We start from the raw sequence: 26,157 nt of genomic DNA on the forward strand, positions 1-26,157 counted from the left end.
TTTTCTCTAGTAATTTTACCTCTATTTCGGTTATCATTAAAGAGAAAAGTTATTTAGGAGCGAATATTTATGATAGTGGGTCGATTTCGTTTAGGCATGCGAACGTTAAAAACAGCAATTGCTGTCATGCTGTGTATTCTTTTATTTCAATTTTTCCATCGTGGCTCACCTATGATTGCCTGTTTAGCAGCTGTTTTTTCGCTAAGACAAGATTTAAATACCAGTTTGTCTTTTGGAAAATCGCGCATTATTGGAAACACATTGGGTGGCTTTTTAGCTTTGCTTTATGTACTAGCACAAGATTATTTTCCTAATCAAAACTTAGTAGAATTAATGCTACTACCACTTTTAGTCATTATCGTCATCGTTGTTTCTGATGGGATTAATAACAATGCTGGAATCATTTCTGCAACTGCGACACTTTTAATGATTTCTTTAAGTATTCCGCAAAGCGATTCCTTTCAATATGCAATGGAACGTGTGTTGGATACATTCATTGGGACCTTTATAGCGATTGGTTTAAACGTCTTTTTACAACCTAAGCCAGCAGAAGAAGCCCATGAAATTTCTGAAGATTTAGCTGAATTAGAAAAGAAGGAAAAAGAACTAGAAGCTTTACGCCAACAAGTTCAAGCGCGGATTGCTGCAGAAGAAAACACTGACGACAAGGCAAATAAATAAAGAAACAGCCGATTGAAGAGAATAACAATCGGCTGTTTCTTTATAGTTCCCAATTCGTTTTTGCTTGAAAGTTGGCGGCTGCGCCAATCAAGTTGGCATCATTTTGATAATGGCAGGTCACGATTTCTGGAACAAAATCTTTTAATTCAAAGGTCTGTAAATGCGTTAGCATCCGGCGATTAATCTCTGCTAATAAGCCTTCTTTAGCAGAAACACCGCCTCCAAGTACAATCATTTCAGGATCATAAGAAAACTGTAATCCGAATAATCCTTGTGTTAAATAATCATAAAAATTATTGACTTCTTCGCGAGCAACCTCATCCCCTCGTTGTGCCAGTTCAAAAACTTCTTCTCCTGTCACCGCCTGTTTTTCGACTCCAATTCGTTCACAATAACGCTGAGCCATTTTGACAGCTGTGCCAATTTCACTGAATGTTTGGCCATTACTTAAAAAGTTCAGTCCAAACTCGCCTCCATATAAATGAGCGCCTTTGTACAATTCGCCATTGCGAAAAATCGCTCCGCCAATTCCTGTCCCAATAACGACAAAAAGCACTTCTTTTTTCCCTTTCGCCGCGCCTTCATATATCTCAGCTAAACCAGCACAATTCGCATCATTTTCGATAGTCACTGGTAACCCAAACAACGCTTCTAATTCTTCATAAATGTTAAAATGATGAATATATGGAATGGCGGAAATCCCTAAAATCTGTTGACTTTTTTCGTCAACTACTCCAGGTGAACTAAAAGCAACACCACTAATCGACTCATTTCTTTTGTCTGCATAAACCGAATATAAATGCGCTTTCATTTCTTCCCAAGAGCCAGGTGTTGGAAAGCTCCCTTGATTTGTTAATTCTTTGCCTGTCCAAACGCCGTATTTCACGGAAGAACCGCCAAGATCAAATGCTAAAATTGCCATATTTATCCATCCTTTTCTACTTCTGTTTTCTTATTTCTTCGATACGTATACGGTCCATGATAGGTCTCATCAGGATTTTTCGTCAAGCGAAATTTCAACGGAACATAGTCAATGCCGCCTTTAACAAAAGGATGACATCGTAAAATCCGTGCTACCCCCATCGTTGTTCCTTTGACACTTCCATGTGTATGAATTGCATCAATCATATATTGTGAACACGTTGGGTAATAGCGACAACGTGCAGGCAATCCTGGAGAAATAAATCGTTGATAAAAACGAACACCGCCGATTAACGGATTTTTCATAAAGTGCCTTCTTTCTAACTAATTCTTACTAAAGAATAGCTTGTTTTTTCATGTTTGGCAAGTCTTAGTTACGAGAAATTACACCAGGTGCACCTATGACGAATTCTTACATTTCTGTTGCTATCCAAATGAAAAAAAACGTGCTACACTATAAAAAAAGGAATGGAGGCTTAGTAAATGGGATTAAAATTTGAACGTTCCAATGACTTAGATAAACTCTTCGATTCTTTCGCCGTTGATCCATTAAAGAAAGAAGTACCTCTTGAAGAACTGGCAAAACAACGACAAGAAGCAAAAAAAGAAGAAGCAAAAAAACAAGCAAAAGAGTAATTTTGCTTGTTTTTTTCTATAGAAATTTTTCAATTGCTGTCCAAGCTGCTTCTTTTCCTTCTTTTGTTTCAGAAGAGAAAATAATAAAGTCATCTTGTTTATCAAAATTCAAGGCTTTTTTGATGACACTCTCATGTTTGTTCCATTTGCCCCGCGGAATTTTGTCTGCCTTAGTTGCCACAATAATAACTGGCAAATCATAGTATTTCAAAAATTCATACATTTGGATATCATCTTGGGTCGGCGGATGACGTAAATCAATTAAAGAAACGACTGCACGTAATTGCTCACGTTGCGTGATATACGTTTCAATCATTTTTCCCCACTTCGCACGTTCTGTTTTAGAAACTTTGGCATAACCATAGCCAGGAACATCCACAAAGTGTAAGGCGTCCTCAATTAAATAAAAGTTTAGCGTTTGCGTTTTACCAGGTTTGCCTGAAGTTCTTGCTAAATTTTTACGATTAATCAAGGTATTAATAAAAGATGATTTTCCAACGTTCGAACGTCCAGCTAAAGCAATCTCCGGTAATTGAGATTCAGGATATTGTTTAGGGGATACCGCACTAATCACGATTTCTGCATTATGTACGTTCATTGTTTTCCTCCGTTCTTCTATTCAGTCTTTCATTCAAAAGCTTAACAAAAACAGCTCTTTCGGAGATCCGCCGAAAGAGCTGTTTTCAGCTTCAATCTTATACAGCTTCTTTATCTTTTTTGTTATAAATAATTGTTGGTTTACCGGTACCTTCAGCGGCCATTTTAGTAATGATAACTTTTTCAATGCTTTCATCTGAAGGAACATCAAACATTACGTCCATCATAATTTCTTCAATGATTGAACGAAGTCCGCGTGCGCCAGTATTACGTTCAATGGCTTTGGCTGCGATGGCTTTTAATGCTTCTGGTTCAAATTCTAATTTAGTGTCATCAAGAGACAATAATTTTTGATATTGTTTCACCAAGGCATTCTTCGGTTCTGTTAAAATTCGAACTAAATCATCATTCGTTAATTTATCAAGCGCAGCCATTACAGGTAAGCGTCCAATAAATTCTGGAATTAAACCAAATTTCAATAAATCTTCTGGAATAATATGTTGCATGATGCTTTCTTCTTCATTTAAAGCAGAATTAGTTTTACCAAAACCAATAGTTTTTTCGCCTAAGCGGTTTTTAACAATGGTTTCAATTCCATCAAATGCTCCACCAACGATGAAGAGAACATTCGTTGTGTCAATTTGGATAAATTCTTGATGTGGATGTTTGCGGCCCCCTTGTGGTGGTACACTTGCAACTGTTCCTTCAAGAATTTTTAGTAAGGCTTGTTGAACACCCTCACCTGAAACATCTCGAGTAATCGAAACATTTTCACTCTTACGGGCAATTTTATCAATCTCATCAATATAGATAATGCCCTTTTCCGCACGTTCAACATTATAGTCAGCAGATTGTAGTAATTTTAAAAGGATGTTTTCAACATCTTCCCCTACATAACCTGCTTCTGTTAAACTGGTCGCATCAGCGATTGCAAAAGGTACATTTAATGTTTTTGCTAACGTTTGAGCCAAGAAAGTTTTACCTGAACCTGTTGGTCCAATTAAACAAATGTTACTTTTTTGCAATTCAACGTCATCTTGAGTTGCAGCTGTTTCTGATTGATTCACACGTTTATAGTGATTGTAAACAGCAACAGAAAGTGTGCGTTTTGCACGTTCTTGTCCAATAACATATTCATTTAAAACATTTAAAATTTCTTGGGGTTTTGGCACATCCGTTAATTCTCGGACTGCTTCATCATAAAATTCTTCATCAATAATCTCTTTACATAGATCAATACATTCATTACAAATATAGACACCCGGACCAGCAACAATTTTTTTTACTTCTTCTTGTGTTTTCCCACAAAATGAACAACGAACGGTCCCGTTATTATCCGTATTGTCGTACATGTTCGTCACCCCTCTAAAAATCAAAAAATGACTGTCATCACAGTCTCTCATCATAATAGCACAAACCACTTTAAAATGCGAACATCTCAGATAGAAAGTTTTATTGTTCTTAGACTTCTTATGGTATACTACATTATATAAAAGCACTTTCATAAAAAGTGATTGTGTTGAAACAAATTGGAGGAATTGTGATGTTAGAACAAATTTTACTAGGTACCTATACTCGAAGAGCCAGCCAAGGCATTTATAAAATTGCATTAGATACGACACAAGGTCGTTTAACAGAAGCGACACTTTTGTTAGAAGAAACGAGTCCTACCTATCTTGCTCTGAGTCAAAAGGGCGAACTTTTTAGCGTCACTAGTGTTGACGGTGAAGGTGGCACTGCCGCTTATCAACCAGAAATGGACCATTTTAACTTATTGAATAAAGTAACTGAGGAAGGTGCGCCGCCATGTTATGTAGCTGTTGACGAAAACCGACAACTTGTCTATGCAGCAAATTATCACCAAGGTATCGTTCACGTGTATCGTATCTTAGAAGATGGTTCTTTGGAAGATGCTGACAAAGTGATTCATACAGAGCCAACTGGTCCTCATGAAAACCAAAACAATGCCCATGTTCATTACACAGATTTGACGCCTGATCAACGCTTAGTCGTCTGTGATCTAGGAACCGATCGTGTGTATACGTATAATGTTAGCTTAGATGGAAAGCTTTCTGAAATCGCTCAATTCGTGACTGAGCCAGGGACTGGTCCACGTCATTTAGTGTTCCACCCAACAAAATCATTGGCTTATTTATTTGGTGAATTAGATAGCACTGTTTCAGTTCTTTCATATGATGAAACAGATGGTTCTTTCACTGAATTACAAAAAGTTTCTACTTTACCTGCTGATTATGATGCGTTTAATGGTGGTGCTGCGATTCGTATTTCTTCTGATGGCCGTTTCCTTTATGCTTCAAACCGTGGCCATAACTCAATTGCTGTCTATGCTGTTTCAGAAAACGGCGAAGCAATTGAACGAATTCAATTAATTTCAACAGAAGGCGATATTCCAAGAGATTTCGATTTAGATCCTTCTGAAGATTTCATCGTTGTCGCTAATCAAGACTCTGATAACTTAACACTTTATCGTCGGAACCAAGAAACAGGCTTATTAGAAATGATTCAAAAAGATGTTGCCGTTCCCGAATGTGTTTGTGTTTTATTTGTATAATTAAGTTGACTATTTCCTTGGAAAATAACAGGAGGTCCGGACAGAAGCGTTTAACTCCGAGAAATAAGAAGGAATTTCCGAAAATTGTTCTTTAATTTTTGGAGAATTTCGGCTTATTTCCGAAGGAGTTGCTTCTGTTCCCGCCGTTTATCAGTTTTTGAGCGTGGAGCAAAAATCCAAAGTGATTTTTGTCCCACGCTCCCTGTTTTCTTATTTTAAACGATGGATTAGTTCTCCAATTCTTTAACGTATAAATAAAAAGAGCCAAAGTCTAAGCGATTCATTTGTAAAGATTCATGAATTTTTGTGAACCCTTTACTTTCGAAAAATCGAATCATTCTATGGTTTGTATGATTAGTTTGAGCATACATTTTACGTCTTCCTTCCCAGACTGCTCGTTTCTCCAATTCATGGAACAACAAACTGCCATAACCCTTGGCAATATAATTAGGCGAAGTTGCAAAGCGCTTTAACCAAACAAAGTCTTGTTCCTGCTCCATACAGAACGTTGCCATTGAAAAAATCATTTCTTCGTGCACTAGCAAATACAACCGTTTTTTTGTAATGTCTTCTTGGATATCTTCTTGAGAAGGGTAGTCCTTTGTCCACTGTGTAATGCCCACAACATCCATGTATGCCTTTACTTCTGTTAAAAATTGAAGAATCATCGGTAACTCTTTCTCATCAGCCACTCTAATTTTCATTGTTTATTCTCTTAATAAGGTAACAATAGAATCGACAAGACAATCACACTAATAATGCCAATGATGGTCGGTACACTCGTCCGTTTTAAAATTCTGATGGGACTAACTCCTACTGTTGATGCGACAATCATGACAACTGCTGCTACAGGAGAAATCGTTCTAGTTAAATTCGCGATCATCTGCATTGGCAAGGAAATTAAGATGCCATCAATCCCAGCTTTTTCGGCAATTCCAGGGATTAGTTCGATAACCGCATAAAACATTGCCAGTCCACCACCGCTTAAAATTCCAAAAAGGGTCGTTGCACCGCTGAAAATTAAGGTCGTGACAATTCCTGCTGAACTTGATGCTTCGACAGATGCCATAATACTATCAATAATTCCTAACGTTTGAATCGCAGACGTGAACAATGAACCGCCTACGACAAGCATCACAACTTGACTAAACCCTTGCCCCATTCCTTTAAACATCTCGACAGCCGTATCTTGAACCTTTTTAAAAGATTTCAAGCGAAGCGTCTCAACCAATACAGCAATGAAGAAAGAAATAAATGTAAGAACAAAAATATCCATCGTTATTCCTTTAATAAACATTCCTGCGATTCCCACTCCAACAATTAATAATAGCGGTAATATTGGCAATATTGCATAAAATTTAGGAACATCAAATTCTTTTTGTTTGCTTAAGCCTTCTTCATTTAATGAGACATAGGCAGCATCACCTTCTTTTTTATCGCAGTATTTTTGCCAGAAGTACTGTGCAACCGCAATGATTAATAACGATGGCAGCGAAATTTTGGCATTCCATACAACATAATTTAACACATCATAACCAAGGGTATTTGCGGCGATTACGTTATCCGCGCCTAAAGGTGTTGGCATGATAGTTGCCGTCATTGCAATCACACCTGCAGCAGTTAATGATGAAATCCCCATGCTGGCTAGCATCGGATATAATATAGACATTAAAATAATCGCTAAGCTTGATGCACTAGGAACTACTAGTGACATTAAATTTCCAATTAAAAAGACCACAGGGACAAATAACGATTTACGTTTAATCTTCATTAATGGTTTCACCAAAAAGTTGACAGCCATCTGATTGGCCCCGATTGCATTCATATAGCCTGAATAACCAAAAAGAATCATAATTACAATTCCTGCTGAACTCACTTGTGCAATAATTGTATCTTTAAACTTCAAGAAAATATCAAATAATCCAAAACCGGTTCCTTCTCCTGCAGGATAAATGGGATGTCCTAACATCCATGCACATGCAAGTAGAACAAGCGCACCAATAATTAAGCTGAGTGCGGGATGATAATTTTTTACAATCAAATAGGCTACAACAACTAAAACGACCAATACCAATAAACTTTCAATCATACTTATCCTCCTTCAGTTAATTAACCGCTTTCATTTTTTCGACAACCCATTTTTGAAAAGCTTCAACGTTTACATCTATACAGGCAACGGCATTCGTGTTTTTATGATACTTCATTTTTAAATCCGCAACAGTAGCTCCCGCAGCTGGACCTTCCAAAGCAACTTCAATGAACGTTTCAGTTGTCTCAAATAATTCTGGTGAAGTTAAATAAGCAATCGCACAGACATCATGCATTTTCAAACCTGTAGTTAAACTGCCGCCTCTATAATGACGGAAAAGACCATAAAACATTTCCCCCACTCTGCCAAGCGCTCTGATGGCTGTTACTTCATGATTCGTTAACACAGCTTGACTTGTAACATCTAATCCTACCATTGTTAGCGGGACACCTGATTGGAAAACAATTTGTGCAGCGTGTGGATCGACATACGTATTAAATTCGGCACTTGTATTTGTATTTCCCCTTGCTAATGAGCCTCCCATCATGACGATTTCTGCAATATTTTCTTTGACTTCTGGATAGAGGGTCAGTAACAAAGCAATATTCGTTAATGCAGCAATTGGAACAATGGTCAAAGGAACATCACTAGACAGAATTTCTTTTCGCATAGCTTCCACTGCATGAATATCTAAACACGTAGAGATAGGTTGCGGAAACTCAAAGCCATCCATGCCATTCTCCCCATGAATCTCAGCAGAATCTTCCAATTGAATAAGTAACGGACAATTACACCCCTTGGCTACAGGAACCTTTTTCCCAAAAAAATCGACAAGTTTCAAGGCATTATTTGTTGTTTTTTCTACATCTACATTCCCTGCAACCGTCGTTATTAAGCGAACTTCTAGGTTAGGATGATTCAGTGCAATCGCTAAAGCTACAGCATCATCAATTCCTGGGTCCGTATCAATAATGATCGGTCTTTTCTTTGTATCCATTTTTCTTCCTCCATTCACATTTAGGAAAAACATTTCCGGAAACGTTTTCTTAATTTGAGATTAACAGCGCTTTCATTAAAAGTCAAGCAGAATTTCTAAATAATAAATAATTAGGCTTTTTCTTGACTTTCTGCTTTTAGAATGCTTACTATAAAAAAGAGTTCAGTGAAAGGACGAAAATGATGAATATTAAAGATATTGCAAAATTAGCTGGCGTTTCCGCTTCAACTGTATCCAAAATTATAAATAATAAAGATCAAACTATTAGTAAAGAAACCCGTGAGCGTGTCTTAAAAATCGTTCGAGATTACAACTACACACCTTACTCAGCAAATCTCGTCACAAATAGTACTACAAAAACCTTCGTGTTATTATTAAATAGCCATGAAACTTTTGAGGCTTGGGTTACGAGCTTTATTGATAAAGCTCAAGAAAATGGCTATAACTGCTTGATTTTAAATAGTCACGGTAGTTTAGAACAAGAACTGAAAAATATTACCTCGCCAACTTTAAAACAAGCCAGTGGCATTATTTGGGACCCAATCAATGAAAACAGTAAACAATACGCGAAATTTATAGAAGAATTAACGATTCCTTACTATTTCGTCAATCACTCAACTAACGAATTACCTTCTCTAGCGGGGCTTTATGAAGAAGCTAGTTATGTTTTAACCCAAGAATTATTACAGAATAACCATAAAAAAATTAGTTATTTCGTCACTAACCCAAAATATAAAGAAGCAATTATTGCAGGCTATAAAAAAGCCTTATTTGATGTCAATTTACCCTTTAGTAAAGAAAATATTTTAACTACTATCCCTGCTGATTTCAGTAATCAGCTTATCACAGATGGGATTACGGGTATCCTTACTGATGACTATACCCAGGCTGTTTTTTTGGAACAGCTTTTAAAGCAGAGCGGTTTGCGAACCCCCGATAATTACTCTTTACTCGCAATTAAGCGAAAAATTGATCGTTCATTTTTACCTGATCATATTTCTTCCGTCTTATTAGATACAGAGACGTTTGGCAGCCAGTTAGCCTTATCATTGCTTAACAAACGCAAAGAAAAAACAGCCTTGATTAATGAGGCTGAAAAATTGGTGCTAGATCACAAAAATACATTAGGCATGTCTAGTGTTAATCCACATAGCAAAATGATTGTAGTGGGTAGTTTAAACGTTGATAATTATCTGTATTCAACAAATTTACCACATAACGGCAAAACAAATTTTCTGTCTAGCTATGCTAAATTCCCCGGCGGAAAAGGATTAAATCAAGCTGTTGGCTTAACCAAACTGGGGCATCAGGCCACCTTAATTGGTTGTTTAGGCTCAGACACAGATGCGAATTACTTATATAAAGAATTAGAAAAATACCACGTTACGACAGATGGTATCACACGTATTCAAGATACTGAGACTGGTCAAGCTTATATTTATGTTGAGACAAGCGGCGACTCCATGATTTCAATCTTACCTGGTGCAAACACAGCGCTTACACCTAAAAAAATCGCACAGCAAAAACACCTATTTATGGATGCCAGTTTTTGTCTCATTCAAACAGAAATTCCTTTGTCTGCTGTAGAAAAGGCTTGTGAAATCGCCCAACATTCAGGGGTACCGATTATTTTAAAACCAGCTGCTATTCATCATATTCCAGTGAATATACTAGAAAAGGTTGATTTTTTCATTCCCAATGAAGATGAATTATTGGAACTTCAACCAGATACTGGTACATTAGAAGAGAAAGCGGCGTACTTCTTAGAAACGGGCGTAAAAAATGTCATTGTTACTTTAGGAAAAAAAGGCGTGTTATTAAAAACACACCAAGTGTGCCACTATTTTCCTGCAACAGAAAATATAGCTGTGGATAGCACTGGTGCCAGTGACAGCTTTATCAGCGCGCTCGCCTCCTATCTTTCGAAAGGTTATCCGACTGAAGCAGCCATTCAAATAGCAATTCAGGCTGCAGGATTTTCAGTTTCTAAAGAAGGGGTGATTGATTCTTTAGTTGATCACGTCACTTTGGAAAATTATTTGATAAAAAAAGAACCCGCTCTTTTTGCTCATCGTAACACCTGTGTCGACTGACACAGGTGTTTTCCTGCTGAATATCTTGTTATTTTCTCATAAACCAATGAGAATTGTTCTTTTTTATTACAATTTATTAGGCGAACTATTATAATAAAAGAGAAGTTATTACTAAGGAGTGAGTCTCATCAAAACACAAGATGCCATAAAAACATTTTTACTTTCAAAGAAAACACAAAAAAAATTGGCTGTCTTTTTATACTTAGCAAAACAAACAAACCTTGATTTATCTAGTGTTGCCCGAAAATTCGATCTTTCTACTAAAAATTTATCAATTTATCTTCGTGAAATTCAAGAAGACTTAGCAACCCTTCCTGAAAATACCTTAGAGATTCAGATACATCACGGAAAAATTTCATTACATACGACTTCCAATGATTTTCTTTCCCACTATTTTTTATTATTTAATTATTACTGCGTCCATTCTACTGACTTCATTCTTTTTCAAGCAATTATCAAAAAAGAAAACAATTCTGTCTGGAAAGTGAGTCAAGAAACTAATTTTAGCTCATCTTACATTTACAAACGGTTAAATAACATTAATAAACTATTTGGTTTGTATGGAATTTCCGTCCATTTTTCCCCCTCGGCGAGTAAAGTGATTACAGGTTCTGAATTTCAAGTCCTATATGCTTTTCTTGATGTCTACTGGACCATCTTTTTAAATACCTTAGCCTTACCACGTTATACCTCTACTTATTTTGAAGATATACTGACGCAGCATATTAAACCAGAAATTCTTGAACGCTTGGAACACGCTTCTCTACTAAAATTAAATTTACTTTTACACATCGCAAAATATCGCTTTCCATATACTTGTGAAGATGATCTCCAAAAAGAATTTGAAGAACATCCTTATTTAAGGCTTTTCTCAGACTCAAAACAAACTATTTTTTGTTCCCAATCAAATTTTTCAGAAGATCAACAGCGGGTTGTAGATATCATTGCACCCATTGCCATTGATAATTTTGATTCAGCAAAACGAGCCAAAGATTTACTGGCTGCTCTAAATGAAATTTCTTGCCCAGAATATTTCTACGTTGATTCTTTATTAACCAATTTTTGCGAAGTTTTTCAAATTCCAAAAATGCGTGAATTTGATCGTCATTACTTCTTACTTATTTTATTTAAAAATATTATCTATAACCAATTATTTATTTCACAGCAACCAAATACCGCAATTCTAGATTTTTTAGTCAATAAAAATAGTACTTATCAAAAAGATTTACAGAAAGAAATTTATGCTTTTTATCAAAATTTTTCAGCGCATTCCTCTTATCAGTTAAGATTTAAGGATCAGGAGAACCCAATTTGGACATGTGAATTGTTGTTACGAATTTATAAGCACTATAGTCCCCGCAAAAAAATTAAAATTGGTGTTGCATATTCTCGCGATTTTTACATTGCTAGCTTTATTATGATGAAAATCAAGCAAGCATTTAGTGAGGATATTATTTTTGAACGAACCGATTTTTCTAGTTGTGATATTGTGATTACTGACTATCCCTTATTTGATTTACCAAAAGAAATAGACCGAATTTACATTTTAGAAGAAGAATTAACCCGAGAAGATTGGGAACTAATTTTCAGTAAAATAAGTATCGCCATTTTTGATTTGCAATATTAAAACAAACACCACAAGCGCTAACTTGTCTCACCAACCATAATGAAAACAAGCGACCTACAAACCACTTCTGCCAGTTTTAGTCTGACAGAAAATAGTTTGTAGGTCGCTTGTATATTGCTGTTCTTTTCTACGTTACCTTCAAAGACAATCTAGTAAGTGGGTACACGTCGTACTTCAGTCCTTAAAGTGCTACGCTTCCACCGCTGATCAGTTTATAAGCCTGAGACAAAAATCCAAAGTGATTTTTGTCTCAGGCTCTTACATTTTTTCAACAAAGGTATTGCTAGGCGCTACTTGAAGCTGAAAACTATTTTCTCTATCGAGATTCCTCATCAGTAGACTCAAATTTAAAACTTTTTTCTATAAAAGCGACTTCTTTTGCGTATGTTTTTACAAAAGAAGAATAGTCTTTGGGATCTTTGACCTTTTCCAATTGGTCAACAGAGACTTCTAATTCAAATCCTGTTCCATCTTTAAAGAGATAATATTTTGAGATGTCTGTATATCCTTGATTCCGTTTTAAAATATAGCCGGTTTGTACATCAGCAATTTTATCAATTGGGTATGCTTTGATAAACTCTTTACTTGTATCCAAATAATCAGAAAGACTGTTGACAAGATTGCCAGAAAGGTACATACCTGCCGATGTATAATAGTCTCTTTTTTCATAAAAACTGATATTGCCTAGATATTTTGTATCTGGATACTCCTCTGTAGAAGGTAAAATTAAAAAGTTCTTTCCGCCACTGGTTTCAATATCGGCATCGCCGATAATTTCTATTTGGTAGCCTTGATTAAATAAAAGTTTATTTTCTTCTATTGTGACTTTTAGTGGTTTTTCTAAATCAACAGGTCCAGTTGTGGTAAGTCCAGCTTCTTTTAAAGGATAAACATCTTCTGATGAAGCGGAGTAATCCCAATAATCATCTTTCTCCGCAAGATCAATATATACTATAAAGCCAATTGCTACAGCAATGCCTATCCAAATAATTTTTTTGTTCTTTTTTTGTTTTTTCTTTTTTTTCGTCTGTGGTTTTACCACTTTTTTATTTGGGTTAGGAAGTTGCTTTACTGTGTCTGTTCTTGTGACAGGAAAAAACGACCATTTTGGCTTTTGAAAAAGCGCATCATATGTATCATAAAAATTCTTTTGTTTAGCCATTTTTTCTCTCCACTAATTTTTTTGATAAGGCAATTTCCTCAGATGCTTCGGAGACTAATTTTTCGTAATCATCTGTGATACTTTCCGACAACACTCGTATGGTACTTAAGATACCATTGGTTGCAAGGGTTATTTCTTCTGTTGACAATTTATCTTCTTTAATGCTTAAAAACCGTTCTGATGCTCGTAAAATCTCTGGTACCTTATGATATAAAAAATCACTAAAATGAGTAATTGCTTCTGGATACTTCACTAAGTGTTTAAAGATGCCCTTAGCGGAAGCAACACCCAGTTCTACTTGTTCAATTTTTTTTTAATTTCGTGACTTATTCGTTAGTTCGTTTAAATAAATAATTTGTTTTTTTAATTCGTCCATAATTCTTTGATACATCTCTAGGTCACTGTCCGTTAGATGGTGCGTCGTTTGATATTTTTTTAGATTTTTTTTATAACGGAAATACGTACGACCATTTCTATAAATAACCCAACCGATGTACCCAGCGCCCACTAACAAAACCATTATCCCATTCAAATCATGTACTCCTTTTTAAATTAGTATATATTACTGAACACATTGTCCAGCTTAAAATTGACAAATAAGTATGAAATGTTACTCCCCAATTACTTGTGCACTTTTATTGTATCATATAGGAAAATTGTTCTGTTCCGCATTTGGACAAATTGTCTAAATGTCTAACGAAATCTTTTTTGGTTTAATATGTAGCAAAAAACACTTGCAAGAATTGATTACTTCTCACAAGCGTTTTTTATTGTCTAAAACAACTATTTACATTTCATTTTATTAAATAGTGAATAAATAAATTACTGCAGCTAATGAAGCACCTAAGATAGGTCCCACAATTGGCACCCAAGAATAAGCCCAATCAGAATCACCTTTTGTTTTCACAGGAATAATTTGGTGCGCTAAACGAGGTCCTAAATCACGTGCAGGGTTAATTGCATAACCTGTAGGTCCGCCTAATGATAGACCTAGTCCTAAGACCAAAATCCCAACAAGCATTGGGTTAATGCCAGCCGCTAAGTCGTTTTGAGAAAAGGCTAGTAAGCCAAAAACCAAGACAAATGTGCCGATAATTTCTGTTAAAACATTGGCTGGATAGTTACGGACAGCTGGACCAGTAGCGAAGGTTCCTAAAATAGCACCTTTGTCTTCTGTAATGTTCCAATGGGGTAAATAAGCTAACCAGACAACTAAACCACCAATAAAACCGCCTAGGACTTGAGCTACGATATAAGGTAAAACCATGCCCCATTCAAAGTTTCCAGTAATTGCCATCGCAACTGTTACAGCAGGATTTAAATGCGCTGGACTCATATACCCAGACATGTAAACAGCTAATGTAACAGCAGCGCCCCAACCTAAAGCAATAACGACCCAACCAGAAGCAAAGGCTTTGCTTTTCTTCAAGTTAACTGCGGCACAGACGCCATCCCCTAGTAAAACTAAAATCATTGTTCCGAAAAATTCACCGAATAATTGTGTCATCATCGAAGTTCCCATTTTTTTCACCCTACTTTCAAATTTTTTAAATCTGATTCTTCAATTACTTTTTCTAATGTTTCAATGTGTCGTGCTCTTTCTTCCGCTGTCCATTGATAATGCTGTGCCATTTCTTCAATGACTCCCGCTTTCACTTGGTCCAAACGATCACGCATAAATAATAAGTGGTTGGTCCGTCGCAATAAAAAGTCGACGGGTGTTAAAGCCATTTCTTCTTCCATCGCATAGTTTAAAGAGACAGTTTCTGTTAAGGTTAAACCAGGAATTACTTTGGCATCATCAATCATTTCAAAAACAGTTGGTACGTTGGAGCCATATAAATGAGCTAAGTATAGTGCATCCTTTTCACTTAACCCTTTAGATACGCCATGTTTTGCCAACGCTTCTAATTCTTCGTCTACCGTTGCAGGGTTCAATTTCCCGCCTGAAACTGGATAGTTTTTAGAATCAATTAAGGTGAATTCTTTCTGGTATTCTTCTGCTAAGATGGTTTGAATCATTTTCATCGCACCTTCTGCCATTTTACGATAATCTGTTAATTTCCCACCAGCCAAAGTGAGCAAGCCATCCGCTGATCTTTCCAATGAGCTGCCTCGAGAGACAGCTGAAGGATTGACTTTATTTTCCACCAAACTGTCTTCTAGATGGTTTAGGACTTCTTCAATTTCTCGTTTATCTGTTTGGTTTTTTTGGTATCTGTCAACGACATCAATGACTTCATCAATACTTTTATCTGAAAGTTTGCCATTGTTTCCCCCGTTATAATCTGAGCCACCGTTAGCAGAAATTAAAGGTCGTAAGCCAGCCCAGCTGGCTTCAATATCATCAATTGTCAATTGTACCTCTGGATAACGATTATTGACTACTTCCAATAGGTAATCCACATCACTTTGTTCTACTGTTGGATGTTGAAAGTCTCCATGGTAATCTGTATCCGTCGTCCCAAAATATGTTTTTTCTTCTCTTGGAACAACGAAGACCATGCGGCCATCTTGTTTACCTGTATCAAAATACGTTGGTTGAGGAACATTTAAACGGCTTTTGTCGACAACTAAATGAACCCCTTTGGTTGGACGCATTTGTGGTGTAAATGAATCATTTTTGTCTAAGCCTCTTAATTTATCTGACCAAGGACCAGTAGTATTAATCACAACATCTGCGTGAATCTCAAACTGTTCGTCAGTTAGTAGGTCCTTTGCTTGAATGCCAGTAATTTTCCCTTCATCATTGTATAAAAAGCCAACCGCTTGAACCCGACTCACAGCATGTGCCCCGTCAGCTACTGCTTGTTTAATATTTTCAATAACTAAACGAGCATCATTATTTCGGTAATCTAAATAAACACCGCCACCTTGTAAACCTTCACTTTTTAGTTGTGGCTCACGTGCCAAAACCTCTTCTTTTGTTAACAAATAGTTGGCGTACTTGGTACCTGTTACATCAGCTAACTGATCATATAAATCCATTGCTATTTTGACAGAAAATAGATTAAATGTTGCATTTGGCTCATCATAAATCGGCAATAACATGGGATCCGCTTTAGGGATGTGTGGCGCAATGGATTGAACGACGGCTCGTTCTTTCACTGTATCTGCTACCACCTCCACGTCAAACGTTTTCAAATAGCGGATACCACCATGAACTAATTTGGTTGATCGTGAAGAGGTGCCCTCTGCGAAATCCTGCATTTCAATTAACCCTGTCTTCATTTTAGCGGCACTGGCTTGCAGGGCAACGCCTGCGCCAGTAATGCCACCACCAATAATTAAGACATCTAAGTGTTGTGTTTTTAAAGCGTCGATTGATTGTCGGCGTGTTTCTATTGAGAAAGTCATAGAAAATTCCCCTTTTCCATTTACTTATTTTTACGTTTGAATTGTTGGGTAGCTGCTACTGCTTGTTGCCAACCTTCATATAAATCTTCTCGTTCTTCTTCCGCCATAATTGGTTCAAATTGTTGTCCTTCTTCTTGGAATGCTTTGATTTCTTCTAAGTCTTTCCAGAAGCCAACCGCTAAGCCCGCCAAGAAAGCTGCGCCTAAGGCCGTTGTTTCTAAGTTATGGGCTCTTTGAACAGCAGTGTTTAAAATATCTGCTTGGAATTGCATCAAGAAATCATTGTTTGCTGCTCCACCGTCTACTTTTAAGACAGGAATGTCTATGCCTGTATCTTCTTTCATCGTGTCAATAATGTCACGAACTTGATACGCAACTGCTTGAAGTGTCGCTTTGACAAAATCTTCTCTCGTGGTACCGCGTGTTAATCCAAAGACAGCCCCACGCGCTTGTGAATCCCAATATGGTGCGCCCAAACCAGTGAATGCAGGAACCACATAAACTTCATTGTGCCCTGTTGACGCTTTGGCTACTGCTTCAGATTCCGCAGCCGTTTGCAACATTTTTAAGCCATCTCGTAACCATTGAATCGCTGAACCAGCCACGAAGATACTTCCTTCCAAGGCATAATATACTTTGCCGTTAATGCCATAGCCAATAGTGGTAAGCAGATTATTTTTAGAAAGTTGAGGTTCTTCGCCAGTGTTCATGACAATAAATGAGCCTGTTCCATAGGTATTTTTAACCATCCCAGGTTCAAAGGCCATTTGACCAAATAAAGCGGCTTGTTGGTCACCAGCCATCCCAGCGATAGGAACTTCACTTCCGTAAAAATGGTAATTTTTTGTTAATCCATACACTTCAGAGTTCGAAACGACTTTCGGTAACATCACTCGTGGGATATTTAAAAGATCCAAAATTTCTTGATCCCAATCTAAATCATGGATATTAAACAACATCGTCCGACTTGCATTTGAATAATCAGTGACATGAGTATCTCCCGTTAATTTCCAAACGAGCCAAGTGTCAATTGTCCCAAACATCAATTCTCCATTTTCTGCACGTTCTTGCGCACCTTCTACGTGATCTAAGATCCAACGAACCTTCGTTGCTGAGAAATAAGCATCAATGATTAACCCAGTTTTTTCATGAATCATTTCGCTGTAGCCATCTTCTTTTAGTTGATCAGCAATGGGTGTCGTTTGGCGTGATTGCCAAACAATTGCGTTATAAATGGGTAACCCAGTTGCTTTGTCCCAAACAACGGTTGTTTCCCGTTGGTTTGTAATCCCAATTCCGGCAATATCCGTTGGTTTCACTCCTGACTCAATTAAAGAACCTGCAATAACGGATTGAACAGAATTCCAAATTTCATTGGCATTATGTTCCACCCAGCCTGCATTAGGAAAATATTGAGTAAATTCCTTTTGTGAACTACCAATTTTGTTTCCTTTTTTATCAAAAATAATTGCACGAGAACTAGTCGTTCCTTGATCAATCGCCATAATGTATTTTTCTTCTGCCATGATAATTCCTCCTAAACGTTTTTGAAATCGTTTTCTTTATGTCCCTATCTTACAAACAAAAGAATAACTAAACATGTCAAAAACTTTTTTTATTTTAAAAAAATTGAAAGGATTTCTACTAAAACCAACAAAGACAACGCTTTCAATAATACTTTTATTATCTCTAATTTTTCAATAAAAAGAAACATTTTTGTTTAAAAAAGCCTAATTTTCGACTTTTAGTTGTAAAAAGGCTGGTGCGAGGATCAGACAATTTCCGTCACACCAACCTTTTGTTTATTTCTCCCGCAAGGTGCGTATTTTCTTTTTTAATTGTTGCACATCATAGGTCGAACTTAATTCTGACAAAACATAGACTTCCGGTGTTCCTTGATAGCTCGTTTGCTGATAATTGGTCACAATTAAATCATATGTTTGTTCAGGCTGATACCTCTCCACCAGCGTGCCATTCATATTTTTAAGACTAAGCATTAATACTTGTGTTAACGCCGCTTGATAAAGAGCATCCATTGCTAAATGAATTCCAATTTTTATTTCACCAATCATTTTAAATTCAATTAATGCCAACACGCTTAAATATTTGACCAGAGAAAGTTCATGCAAACTATCTCCTGGTTGATACGTTTCATCAAAACAAGCTAAAGCTTTTTCTAATAACGTTGTTGAAAAAGAAGCTAATTCCCGACTAGATAATTGCTGTTCTTTTTCCCAGATATGAGCCCGATCAAAGACTTCCAATTCTCCTTTAAAAAAATACAGTTTTCCATGAATTTGTGAAAAATAGTAAGCCATGGTTTTCTCAAGAGTAGGTTCAAATTTATGGGGCCGATAATACAAGACCACATTTTCCAAGATAAACGTATCAGCTAAAGAAACAGCGGAACGACGTCCCCGAATTAAGGAATATTCATCAAAAGCTGATTCTGGTAAGACCGACATTGTGATTAGAAAAACAAAATGAATCATGCTTTCTCCTTCGTCTAATTCTAATGAATAGCGACTAGAAAAACGGAAAAACAATTGTCGAACTTGCTTAAATAACGGATCTTCTTTAAAATCAATCATTTTCTTTCTCAATTGTTGATATTTTTTTGAAGTGACCGCTAGGCGCTTTTTCGTAATACTCAACCAAAGGCTAACTTTTAACGCATTATGTTCATTAAAAGTAAAACCTAAGCCAGTCTCAATCCCTTCAATTATCCGTTTATTTAACGGGGACATCGTTTTTTTCTGGTGTGTTTCATAGGGAGTAATATACCAATACAACTGAAAGTAAAAGTAACGAATCTGCAATTCTTCTCCCTGTAGTTGTCCATTTTTTATTTGCAAATCAAAGGCGGCTAACAATTGATTGAGTTCCTTAATCTTTCGAAATAAAGAAGACTCACTAATCATAAATTTAGTCGTTAATTGAACAATAGAAAACTCTTTATTACGATATAAATAATCTAAAAGTTGAAATTTAAGAGACTCTTTTACAAATGCTTCAATTAAATGATTCAACGAAAAAAAATCCGATAAGGTGATTGATAGCTGTTGGCCATCATAAGTAAGCTGACAATCCTGTCCAAAAGGTTTCAAAAAATAATGTAAATCCTCTAAGTCTTTTTCAAAGGAGGCTTTTGTGACCGCTAAAAATGCTGTTAAATCAGAGACTGAGCAGGTGCCGCCTGCTAAGATGGTTTGTTGCACCGTTAATAATTGTCGCATCGCTTTCTTTTCTAATAACGTCTCAACTTTCATCGTTCTCTCTCCAATAAGCCGAAGCACCCATCAAATTTGTAATATCATAAATATTGGTTAAGGAAGGTTGATAAAAATAATCTTTTTGTAATAGGTCTGTCAGTGTCTGACCTGTTTGGATACTTAATGCTAACGTATTTATTTTTTCTAAACAATTGTTTTTTGAACAAAGCTGTGCCCCAAGGACCCGTTGTGTCACTTTATCATAGATTAATTTGCCTAAAATTTCTGTCCCATGTTGTAGAGGCGGCGCTGGCTGTCTAACAATTACGGAAGCAAGTGTTTGCGGAAAAAATAAACCTTCCGTTTCGGTTAGACCTGTACTAGCAAGGTAATAGTCCCCCACTTTTGTTCCCATTGTTCGCAAAGAGCCAATGAATCGGTGTGTTTTTTCTTCTAAATTGTTGGCGACTACTAAGCCAGTTCGTACCGCATTGTTCACTAACGGAGCATAAAAAGTTTCCGCGACTGGTTCATTCATAACTGAAATGCAATCTCCGATGGCAAAAACATTCGGCACTGAAGTTTGTAAATAAGCATCCACCGCGATTGTCTGATCCAGATTTCGTTGAATTTTTTTATCTAAATAGGCTAATTGAGGATGTAAGTTTAAAGCAAAAATCCCACTGTCACAAGAAATTTCCTGCTCGCTTGTTTCAAGAACAATACCATTTGCTGTTTCTTCAATTCCTAGGACCGTTTCTTCAAAATGGAAAATTACTGCTTGTTTTTCCAAAGATTTTTGAACTTCTGCGACCATTTCTTTATCAAAATATTTAGGCAATAGATTTTCCAAGCTTTCAAAGACATGGACCGTTTTCTTCATTTTCACAAGAAAATCAATAGCTTCCATTCCAATGGGTCCTGCACCAATGACGGCTACTGTCTGGCTCTTTTCCAGTAATGGAACAGCCGCTAAAGCACCTGATAAAAATTTATATTTGAGTAGTTTTTCTGTTTGACTACCACGAATTTGCGTGGAAAACTGGCTCGCGCCTGTCGCTAAAATCAATTTATCATAAGAATACCACTGTTGCTCTTCCTTTTGTGCCCAAGCAATCAATTGGTTCTCAACATCCATTGCCACGACTTCTCTATTTAAAAGCAACTGAATCTTTTGACGACGTAATTCCTCTTCCGTTATGTAACGTGCTTCGTGTAATTCATTGATGGTATGATTAAAATACGCACTTAAGCCACCAGATAAATACCCCACTGTTGCTTGTTTGTCAATTAAAGAAATTTCTGCTTGGGGATATTTTTTCCTTGAAGCAATTGCTGCGGAAATACCTGCGAATGATGCACCAATAATCACAATTTTCATTTGTTTCCTCCTCTGTCAGGACCTATTATACTTCTCTCAGTTTATCATGATTAAAAAGAATGCTAAAGCAACAACTATAGTTTTCCCTTAAAATAATTATTTTTGCTGAGCGCATTGCTTTTCAAGCACTTTCATTTTCATTTATAATAAATGTTACTACTGTTTGAGGAGGAGTTTTCATGTCTGCAACAAAAGAGCAATTGGAACTATTTTTATTTTATTTATCTGAAACCCATACAAAAAGTTTATCTTTACATGACTTAGTTACAAGTCGACCACGCCCAGAAGAAGCGCGTATTTTATTAAATATTAACGAGGTTTTTACTTACTATCATAGCGCTCGTGTTCTCTACACAAGTGTTCCTGCTCTTGAAAACAACAAGTCTGAGCCTTTTTTCCAAGCCTTCGAAAATTTTTATTTTGAATTAAAACAACATTTTTTCAATGAAGAAGATGAAACCAATCAATTGAATGAACGTCTAGAGGAAATGAAAGTTGCCTTTGAACAATTGACGGATGACTACAATGTTCTATAATAGAAGAGAACAATTCGTTGAGAAGGGGTCCTTATGAAGCAAGAAGAAGTGATTGAACGTTTAAAAGAAGAACTAAATTTGCCATTTTTTAATGGTACGCTAGAAGAAAAGAACTATTCTGAAGCAGATTATCAACAAATCAAGAAAGAGTTAATTCAATACTTTGATGATTATGTGCGAAATGTTGAAAATTAACAAGCTAAAACAACCTTTGATTTTAATAAAATCAAAGGTTGTTTTATTATTAAATAAAAAAAATAACAAAAAAAACCACCGGCAGTTTTGCCGATGGAAAAGGAGTATTTACTCAATAAGAGTAAAATGAAAAATAAAAAGGTTGTTGTTGGTATGAATTAATAATACAATACACTTTCTCTTTTGTCCATAAAAAAGACATGAAAAAAATATTAAATTCGTTAGTTATTTTTATTAGTTTTTTATTTTTTCAAAAGAATGTTGCTCATTCGCGTAATGGCAAAGGTTAATTCATCCGTTGCTTGATCCTGCTTTTCCTCTGAAGTATTAAATAAATCTGCATCAATACCTGTTTCTGGATCTGTTGCTAAAATCATTTCATTGCATCCTGCTACATATTCTGTATAAGCATGTTGAAATTTTTTGTGAATACCAAGTACTTGTGGTGTTGGTTTTAATGTTCCGACTTTTTTGAGCATTAATTCATATTTTTCAGTACCTTCTTTAAATTTTGCTTGAATTTCTGCAATTCGTTCGGCTGTTAAATCATTCACTTTATTCTTATCGATCGCTTGACGAACTTCTTCGTAATATGGATTCATGACTTCGCCAATATCTTCTGTTGTTTTAACGATATCATTAATTGTTTGAACGTAAAATCCTAAATTTGGTCTCATAACCATCCCTCTTTTCCCTTTTCTCTTTCACTCCATTTTACACTTTTTCTATTCCATCTGACAAGTGGCACTTTTTCAGTCTTTATTCTTTTGATTTTTAACAGAGAAAACATAGTGAGGCATCGTTTTGCCACGATATGTTTTAATGTATCGATCCCTAACAAGCATCTGGTTTCGAATAGCGACATTCATAGAGGCTACGTTCGTATCACGAATCGTTGAAATAACTTCTGGAAAATTTAATACATCGAATGCGTACTGTTTTGTCGCTGCGGCAGCTTCAATCGCATACCCTTTGTGCCATTCTTTCACACATAAATGATAACCAATTTCTGGATAGCTCTTACCTTTTACTAATTGATTGGTGAGACCACACTCGCCGATGACTTCGCCTGTTCGTTTCTTCTCTAACGCCCATAAGCCGTAGCCGTATTCTTGATAGGACTGTAAGTTCCACTTTAGCCAGTTTGCGACCTCTTCATCAGAAAAAGCGTGTTCATAAGCATACATCACATTTTCATCTTGCAAAAATTTTTTCAATTCCACTTCATCTTTCGACTGCCATTCTCTGACAATAAGTCGTTGTGTTTCGAAAATAATTTTCCGTTTCAAGCCCTTTCACTCCTTACATAAAGAAAAATTGACTGGTTTAAGTACCAGCCAATTTTCTTTTCTTATTTATTAAGCACCTTTACCTGCTTTACGTTGGAAGAACTTCACAATTTCCACAATTGGGATGATAGCAAAAGAAGTACCTGCTACAATTGCCCATTGATATGCATCTAAATGTGTGACGCTGAATAAATCATTAAATCCTGGAATAACAATCGTTGCAGCTAATAGCAAGAACGAAACAAGAATCCCATAGTTAAATGATTTGTTGCGGAATAAGCCAACTTTGAAAATTGATTGATAAATCGACTTCACATTAAAGGCATGGAACAATTGAATTAATCCCAAAGTAGCGAAGGCCATGGTTAAAGCATCGCCGTGTTGTAAATCATACAACGCTTGCGCCGATAAGTTTGTGTTAGCTGCGGTATGTGCTGGGAACATAATTGACATTTTGTACACAATCAAAGTCAATGCCCCTTGCGTAATCCCTTGATAAACAACACTGCTTAAAACGCCGCCAGAGAAGAAGTTCGATTTTTTACCACGAGGTTCATGGCTCATCACATCACGTTCTGCTGGTTCCACACCTAACGCAATCGCTGGGAAAGTATCTGTTACTAAGTTAATCCACAATAAGTGAACAGGTAACAAGGTATCCCAATTGAGCATTGTTGCAATAAACAAGGTTAATACTTCCCCTAAGTTAGCTGAAAGTAAATATTGAATCGTTTTTTGGATATTTGAGAAGACTTTACGTCCTTCTTCTACCGCTACAATAATTGTTGAAAAGTTATCATCGGCAAGGACCATATCTGAAGCACCTTTTGATACTTCTGTTCCGGTAATTCCCATACCAATCCCGATGTCAGCAGCTTTTAAGGCTGGGGCATCATTTACGCCATCACCAGTCATAGCAACCACTTTTCCTTCTTGTTGCCACGCTTTAACAATCCGAACCTTGTGTTCTGGTGAAACACGAGCATAGACAGAGTAGTGTCCCACGACTTGTGCGAATTTTTCATCTGACAATTCATTTAATTCAGCGCCTGTAATGACTGCATCGTCGTCGCCTTCTTTGATGATGCCTAAACGTGCCGCAATTGCTTCTGCTGTATCACGGTGGTCACCCGTAATCATAATTGGACGAATACCCGCTTCTTTCGCGACTTTTACAGCATCTGCAGCTTCTTTTCTTTCTGGGTCAATCATACCGACTAAACCAGTAAATGTTAAATCTTTTTCCACAAGTTCAGAACTCATTTCGGCTGGAATCGTCTCAACATATTTATAAGCCATTCCTAAAACACGTAAGGCTTGTTTCGCTAATGAGGTGTTTGTTTTCAAAATTTCTTGACGTTTTGTTTCATCTAATGGACTTGTTTCTCCATTTGATAAGATTTCCGTACAACGTTTCAATAATTCATCTGGTGCACCTTTGACAGAAACTAGGAAGCCACCTGTTTTTAATTCATGAACAGTAGTCATTAATTTACGATCAGAGTCAAAAGGAATCTCTGCCACACGAGGTTCAGCTGCTACTTTTTCGGTTACATTAAACGCATGATCTAAACCAAATTGTACTAAGGCAGTTTCTGTTGGGTCACCAATTAATGAACCATCTTGAGCGATTTTTGTATCATTCGTAAAGTTCATGATTTTTAAAGCCATATTATCGGCAGGGATTTCTGTGGAAGCAGATAAAACTTGACCATCTGTATACAACGCTTCAACGGTCATTTGATTTAAGGTTAACGTACCTGTTTTATCTGAACAGATAATATCTGTACTTCCTAATGTTTCAACGGCTGGTAACTTACGGACAATCGCATTTTTCTTGGCCATTTTTTGGGTACCTAAAGCCAAAATAATCGTGACAATCGCTGGTAATCCTTCTGGAATTGCCGCTACAGCTAACGAAATTGACGTTAATAACATGTCAATCCATGAACGACCATTCATCATTCCTACCACAAACATCACCGCTGCAATGACTAAAATGGCAATTGTTAACATTTTACCCAATTGGTTTAAGTTTTGTTTTAAAGGCGTTTCCGTTTCTTGTTCGCTTGCTAGCATGCCAGCAATTTTACCGACTTCTGTATTCATTCCTGTGCCAACCACAACGCCAAGACCACGTCCATACGTCACATTACTATTGGAATAAGCCATATTGATTCGGTCACCGATACCAATATCGGTTCCCTCTAAGATGGTTACTTCTTTTTCAACTGGAACAGATTCACCGGTTAACGCTGCTTCTTCAATTTTTAAGCTATTCGCTTCCAATAAACGTAAATCAGCTGGAACGACATCCCCTGCTTCTAATAAAACAATGTCGCCTGGTACTAATTCATCACTTTTAACAGTAATGACGTGTCCATCACGGCGAACATTCGCATTTGGTGAAGACATTTCTTTTAATGCTTCAATGGCTTGTTCCGCTTTGGCTTCTTGAATGACCCCAAAGATGGCGTTCAAGATAACAACCACTAAGATGATAATCGAGTCTACCACATCATGGGAAAAGACGGCTGAAATGACCGCTGCCGCTAATAAAACAATAATCATAAAATCTTTGAATTGCTCAAAGAATTTCACGGCAAGTGATTTTTTCTTCCCTTCATCTAGCACATTTTCCCCGTACGTTTCTAAACGCTTTTGAGCCTCCTGTGCACTTAATCCATCAGTTGTTGTGTTCATTTTCTCCAAAACAACTGTGTCGTCTTGTGCGTAAAACGCTTCAGACAATTGTGTTTTCTTTTCTTCTGACATGTTCTTCCTCCTCTATTTTTTGCAGCATCCTTCAAGTACTATTTTACATTTCATCAAAAATAAATGAAAAAAAATAGACTTGTGTATGCTACTTCGT

General features: G+C 36.6%; 23 protein-coding genes and 1 pseudogene. 7 read left to right on the forward strand and 17 right to left on the reverse strand.

Translation table 11 applies throughout. From position 1 onward, the window contains the following. Positions 1-69: 69 nt before the first annotated feature. A complete protein-coding gene (locus tag IGL48_RS08270) occupies positions 70-681 on the forward strand; it encodes an FUSC family protein (protein WP_002366855.1) in 612 nt (203 codons plus the stop codon). A 40-nt stretch (positions 682-721) separates the two neighbouring features. Here the strand turns inward: IGL48_RS08270 and IGL48_RS08275 are convergent, their stop codons facing one another. After that, positions 722-1,603 carry an ROK family protein gene (locus tag IGL48_RS08275; protein WP_002365792.1) on the reverse strand — a complete coding sequence of 294 codons (882 nt, stop codon included), beginning with the start codon at positions 1,601-1,603 and terminating at the stop codon, positions 722-724. Between the two features lie 2 nt (positions 1,604-1,605). After that, the gene (gene yidD / locus IGL48_RS08280) at positions 1,606-1,908 is read right to left on the reverse strand and encodes a membrane protein insertion efficiency factor YidD (protein WP_002357157.1); all 303 of its coding nucleotides are present in this window, start codon (positions 1,906-1,908) and stop codon (positions 1,606-1,608) included. Between the two features lie 177 nt (positions 1,909-2,085). Between yidD and IGL48_RS08285 the strand changes: the two genes are divergently transcribed. After that, positions 2,086-2,238, forward strand: coding sequence for an SPJ_0845 family protein (locus IGL48_RS08285; protein WP_002362024.1), 153 nt, complete (start codon positions 2,086-2,088; stop codon positions 2,236-2,238). Between the two features lie 16 nt (positions 2,239-2,254). Here the strand turns inward: IGL48_RS08285 and yihA are convergent, their stop codons facing one another. After that, positions 2,255-2,836 carry a ribosome biogenesis GTP-binding protein YihA/YsxC gene (yihA, locus tag IGL48_RS08290; RefSeq protein ID WP_002357155.1) on the reverse strand — a complete coding sequence of 194 codons (582 nt, stop codon included), beginning with the start codon at positions 2,834-2,836 and terminating at the stop codon, positions 2,255-2,257. Positions 2,837-2,933: 97 nt separating this feature from the next. Beyond that, positions 2,934-4,187 (reverse strand): ATP-dependent Clp protease ATP-binding subunit ClpX, encoded by a 1,254-nt coding sequence (clpX, locus tag IGL48_RS08295; protein ID WP_002357154.1) that lies wholly within the window; start codon positions 4,185-4,187, stop codon positions 2,934-2,936. 191 nt (positions 4,188-4,378) lie between these two features. On the opposite strand from clpX, the gene IGL48_RS08300 reads away from it, so the two are divergent. Next, positions 4,379-5,407, forward strand: coding sequence for a lactonase family protein (locus IGL48_RS08300; protein ID WP_002357153.1), 1,029 nt, complete (start codon positions 4,379-4,381; stop codon positions 5,405-5,407). Positions 5,408-5,634: 227 nt separating this feature from the next. Here IGL48_RS08300 and IGL48_RS08305 read toward each other — a convergent pair whose 3' ends face one another. From IGL48_RS08305 to rihC, 3 genes are read right to left on the reverse strand one after another with little or no spacing between them, the layout of a single operon-like run. Beyond that, positions 5,635-6,111 carry a GNAT family N-acetyltransferase gene (locus IGL48_RS08305; RefSeq protein ID WP_010824777.1) on the reverse strand — a complete coding sequence of 159 codons (477 nt, stop codon included), beginning with the start codon at positions 6,109-6,111 and terminating at the stop codon, positions 5,635-5,637. Positions 6,112-6,122: 11 nt separating this feature from the next. Continuing rightward, positions 6,123-7,496, reverse strand: a complete 1,374-nt coding sequence (dcuC, locus tag IGL48_RS08310) for a C4-dicarboxylate transporter DcuC (RefSeq protein WP_002374557.1) — start codon at positions 7,494-7,496, stop codon at positions 6,123-6,125. 16 nt (positions 7,497-7,512) lie between these two features. After that, on the reverse strand, positions 7,513-8,466 hold the full coding sequence (gene rihC / locus IGL48_RS08315) for a ribonucleoside hydrolase RihC (RefSeq protein WP_202518443.1): 954 nt from the start codon (positions 8,464-8,466) through the stop codon (positions 7,513-7,515). Positions 8,467-8,612: 146 nt separating this feature from the next. On the opposite strand from rihC, the gene IGL48_RS08320 reads away from it, so the two are divergent. Continuing rightward, positions 8,613-10,526, forward strand: coding sequence for a PfkB family carbohydrate kinase (locus IGL48_RS08320; protein ID WP_002390302.1), 1,914 nt, complete (start codon positions 8,613-8,615; stop codon positions 10,524-10,526). A gap of 118 nt (positions 10,527-10,644) precedes the next feature. Continuing rightward, positions 10,645-12,153 (forward strand): helix-turn-helix domain-containing protein, encoded by a 1,509-nt coding sequence (locus IGL48_RS08325; RefSeq protein ID WP_002369204.1) that lies wholly within the window; start codon positions 10,645-10,647, stop codon positions 12,151-12,153. Between the two features lie 316 nt (positions 12,154-12,469). Here the strand turns inward: IGL48_RS08325 and IGL48_RS08330 are convergent, their stop codons facing one another. The 7 genes and pseudogenes from IGL48_RS08330 to IGL48_RS08360 all read right to left on the reverse strand — a co-directional run bounded on the left by IGL48_RS08330 (position 12,470) and on the right by IGL48_RS08360 (position 21,265). Beyond that, a complete protein-coding gene (locus IGL48_RS08330; RefSeq protein ID WP_002369202.1) occupies positions 12,470-13,315 on the reverse strand; it encodes a hypothetical protein in 846 nt (281 codons plus the stop codon). Next, positions 13,308-13,835: pseudogene (locus tag IGL48_RS08335) on the reverse strand (5-bromo-4-chloroindolyl phosphate hydrolysis family protein). The gene IGL48_RS08330 and the pseudogene IGL48_RS08335 overlap by 8 nt, the downstream one beginning before the upstream one ends. 282 nt (positions 13,836-14,117) lie before the next feature. Continuing rightward, positions 14,118-14,837 (reverse strand): MIP/aquaporin family protein, encoded by a 720-nt coding sequence (locus IGL48_RS08340; protein ID WP_002357140.1) that lies wholly within the window; start codon positions 14,835-14,837, stop codon positions 14,118-14,120. Positions 14,838-14,842: 5 nt separating this feature from the next. Beyond that, positions 14,843-16,672 carry a type 1 glycerol-3-phosphate oxidase gene (gene glpO, locus IGL48_RS08345; RefSeq protein ID WP_002369200.1) on the reverse strand — a complete coding sequence of 610 codons (1,830 nt, stop codon included), beginning with the start codon at positions 16,670-16,672 and terminating at the stop codon, positions 14,843-14,845. A 20-nt stretch (positions 16,673-16,692) separates the two neighbouring features. Beyond that, a complete protein-coding gene (glpK, locus tag IGL48_RS08350; RefSeq protein WP_002357138.1) occupies positions 16,693-18,198 on the reverse strand; it encodes a glycerol kinase GlpK in 1,506 nt (501 codons plus the stop codon). Between the two features lie 276 nt (positions 18,199-18,474). Continuing rightward, positions 18,475-19,941, reverse strand: coding sequence for a helix-turn-helix domain-containing protein (locus IGL48_RS08355; protein ID WP_002385844.1), 1,467 nt, complete (start codon positions 19,939-19,941; stop codon positions 18,475-18,477). Beyond that, entirely contained in the window at positions 19,931-21,265 is a 1,335-nt protein-coding gene (locus IGL48_RS08360; protein ID WP_002398453.1) for an FAD-dependent oxidoreductase, read from the reverse strand. Before IGL48_RS08360 ends, IGL48_RS08355 begins: the two co-directional genes overlap by 11 nt. Positions 21,266-21,444: 179 nt before the next feature. Between IGL48_RS08360 and IGL48_RS08365 the strand changes: the two genes are divergently transcribed. Next, a complete protein-coding gene (locus IGL48_RS08365) occupies positions 21,445-21,801 on the forward strand; it encodes a hypothetical protein (protein WP_048949294.1) in 357 nt (118 codons plus the stop codon). 33 nt (positions 21,802-21,834) lie between these two features. Continuing rightward, positions 21,835-21,996, forward strand: coding sequence for a hypothetical protein (locus IGL48_RS08370; protein WP_002357133.1), 162 nt, complete (start codon positions 21,835-21,837; stop codon positions 21,994-21,996). A 242-nt stretch (positions 21,997-22,238) separates the two neighbouring features. Here IGL48_RS08370 and IGL48_RS08375 read toward each other — a convergent pair whose 3' ends face one another. The 3 genes from IGL48_RS08375 to IGL48_RS08385 form a co-directional block, all read right to left on the reverse strand. Continuing rightward, positions 22,239-22,679 (reverse strand): hypothetical protein, encoded by a 441-nt coding sequence (locus IGL48_RS08375; RefSeq protein WP_016615209.1) that lies wholly within the window; start codon positions 22,677-22,679, stop codon positions 22,239-22,241. Positions 22,680-22,748: 69 nt separating this feature from the next. After that, a complete protein-coding gene (locus tag IGL48_RS08380; RefSeq protein ID WP_048949293.1) occupies positions 22,749-23,285 on the reverse strand; it encodes a GNAT family N-acetyltransferase in 537 nt (178 codons plus the stop codon). A gap of 69 nt (positions 23,286-23,354) precedes the next feature. Continuing rightward, on the reverse strand, positions 23,355-26,060 hold the full coding sequence (locus tag IGL48_RS08385; protein ID WP_048949292.1) for a cation-translocating P-type ATPase: 2,706 nt from the start codon (positions 26,058-26,060) through the stop codon (positions 23,355-23,357). Between the last annotated feature and the right edge of the window lie 97 nt (positions 26,061-26,157).

It is taken from the genome of Enterococcus sp. DIV1090, assembly GCF_050537975.1.
Classification (GTDB): domain Bacteria; phylum Bacillota; class Bacilli; order Lactobacillales; family Enterococcaceae; genus Enterococcus; species Enterococcus faecalis.

Coding starts and splice junctions, on each gene's coding strand:
- glpK (WP_002357138.1), bottom strand. CDS start 18,198: ATGGCAGAAGAAAAATACATTATGGCGATTGATCAAGGAACGACTAGT.
- IGL48_RS08270 (WP_002366855.1), top strand. CDS start 70: ATGATAGTGGGTCGATTTCGTTTAGGCATGCGAACGTTAAAAACAGCA.
- IGL48_RS08330 (WP_002369202.1), bottom strand. CDS start 13,315: ATGGCTAAACAAAAGAATTTTTATGATACATATGATGCGCTTTTTCAA.
- IGL48_RS08370 (WP_002357133.1), top strand. CDS start 21,835: ATGAAGCAAGAAGAAGTGATTGAACGTTTAAAAGAAGAACTAAATTTG.
- IGL48_RS08320 (WP_002390302.1), top strand. CDS start 8,613: ATGATGAATATTAAAGATATTGCAAAATTAGCTGGCGTTTCCGCTTCA.
- yidD (WP_002357157.1), bottom strand. CDS start 1,908: ATGAAAAATCCGTTAATCGGCGGTGTTCGTTTTTATCAACGATTTATT.
- IGL48_RS08300 (WP_002357153.1), top strand. CDS start 4,379: ATGTTAGAACAAATTTTACTAGGTACCTATACTCGAAGAGCCAGCCAA.
- IGL48_RS08355 (WP_002385844.1), bottom strand. CDS start 19,941: ATGAAAGTTGAGACGTTATTAGAAAAGAAAGCGATGCGACAATTATTA.
- IGL48_RS08385 (WP_048949292.1), bottom strand. CDS start 26,060: ATGTCAGAAGAAAAGAAAACACAATTGTCTGAAGCGTTTTACGCACAA.
- IGL48_RS08285 (WP_002362024.1), top strand. CDS start 2,086: ATGGGATTAAAATTTGAACGTTCCAATGACTTAGATAAACTCTTCGAT.
- IGL48_RS08340 (WP_002357140.1), bottom strand. CDS start 14,837: ATGGGAACTTCGATGATGACACAATTATTCGGTGAATTTTTCGGAACA.
- dcuC (WP_002374557.1), bottom strand. CDS start 7,496: ATGATTGAAAGTTTATTGGTATTGGTCGTTTTAGTTGTTGTAGCCTAT.
- glpO (WP_002369200.1), bottom strand. CDS start 16,672: ATGACTTTCTCAATAGAAACACGCCGACAATCAATCGACGCTTTAAAA.
- clpX (WP_002357154.1), bottom strand. CDS start 4,187: ATGTACGACAATACGGATAATAACGGGACCGTTCGTTGTTCATTTTGT.
- IGL48_RS08375 (WP_016615209.1), bottom strand. CDS start 22,679: ATGGTTATGAGACCAAATTTAGGATTTTACGTTCAAACAATTAATGAT.
- IGL48_RS08365 (WP_048949294.1), top strand. CDS start 21,445: ATGTCTGCAACAAAAGAGCAATTGGAACTATTTTTATTTTATTTATCT.
- IGL48_RS08275 (WP_002365792.1), bottom strand. CDS start 1,603: ATGGCAATTTTAGCATTTGATCTTGGCGGTTCTTCCGTGAAATACGGC.
- rihC (WP_202518443.1), bottom strand. CDS start 8,466: ATGTTTTTCCTAAATGTGAATGGAGGAAGAAAAATGGATACAAAGAAA.
- IGL48_RS08305 (WP_010824777.1), bottom strand. CDS start 6,111: ATGAAAATTAGAGTGGCTGATGAGAAAGAGTTACCGATGATTCTTCAA.
- IGL48_RS08360 (WP_002398453.1), bottom strand. CDS start 21,265: ATGAAAATTGTGATTATTGGTGCATCATTCGCAGGTATTTCCGCAGCA.
- yihA (WP_002357155.1), bottom strand. CDS start 2,836: ATGAACGTACATAATGCAGAAATCGTGATTAGTGCGGTATCCCCTAAA.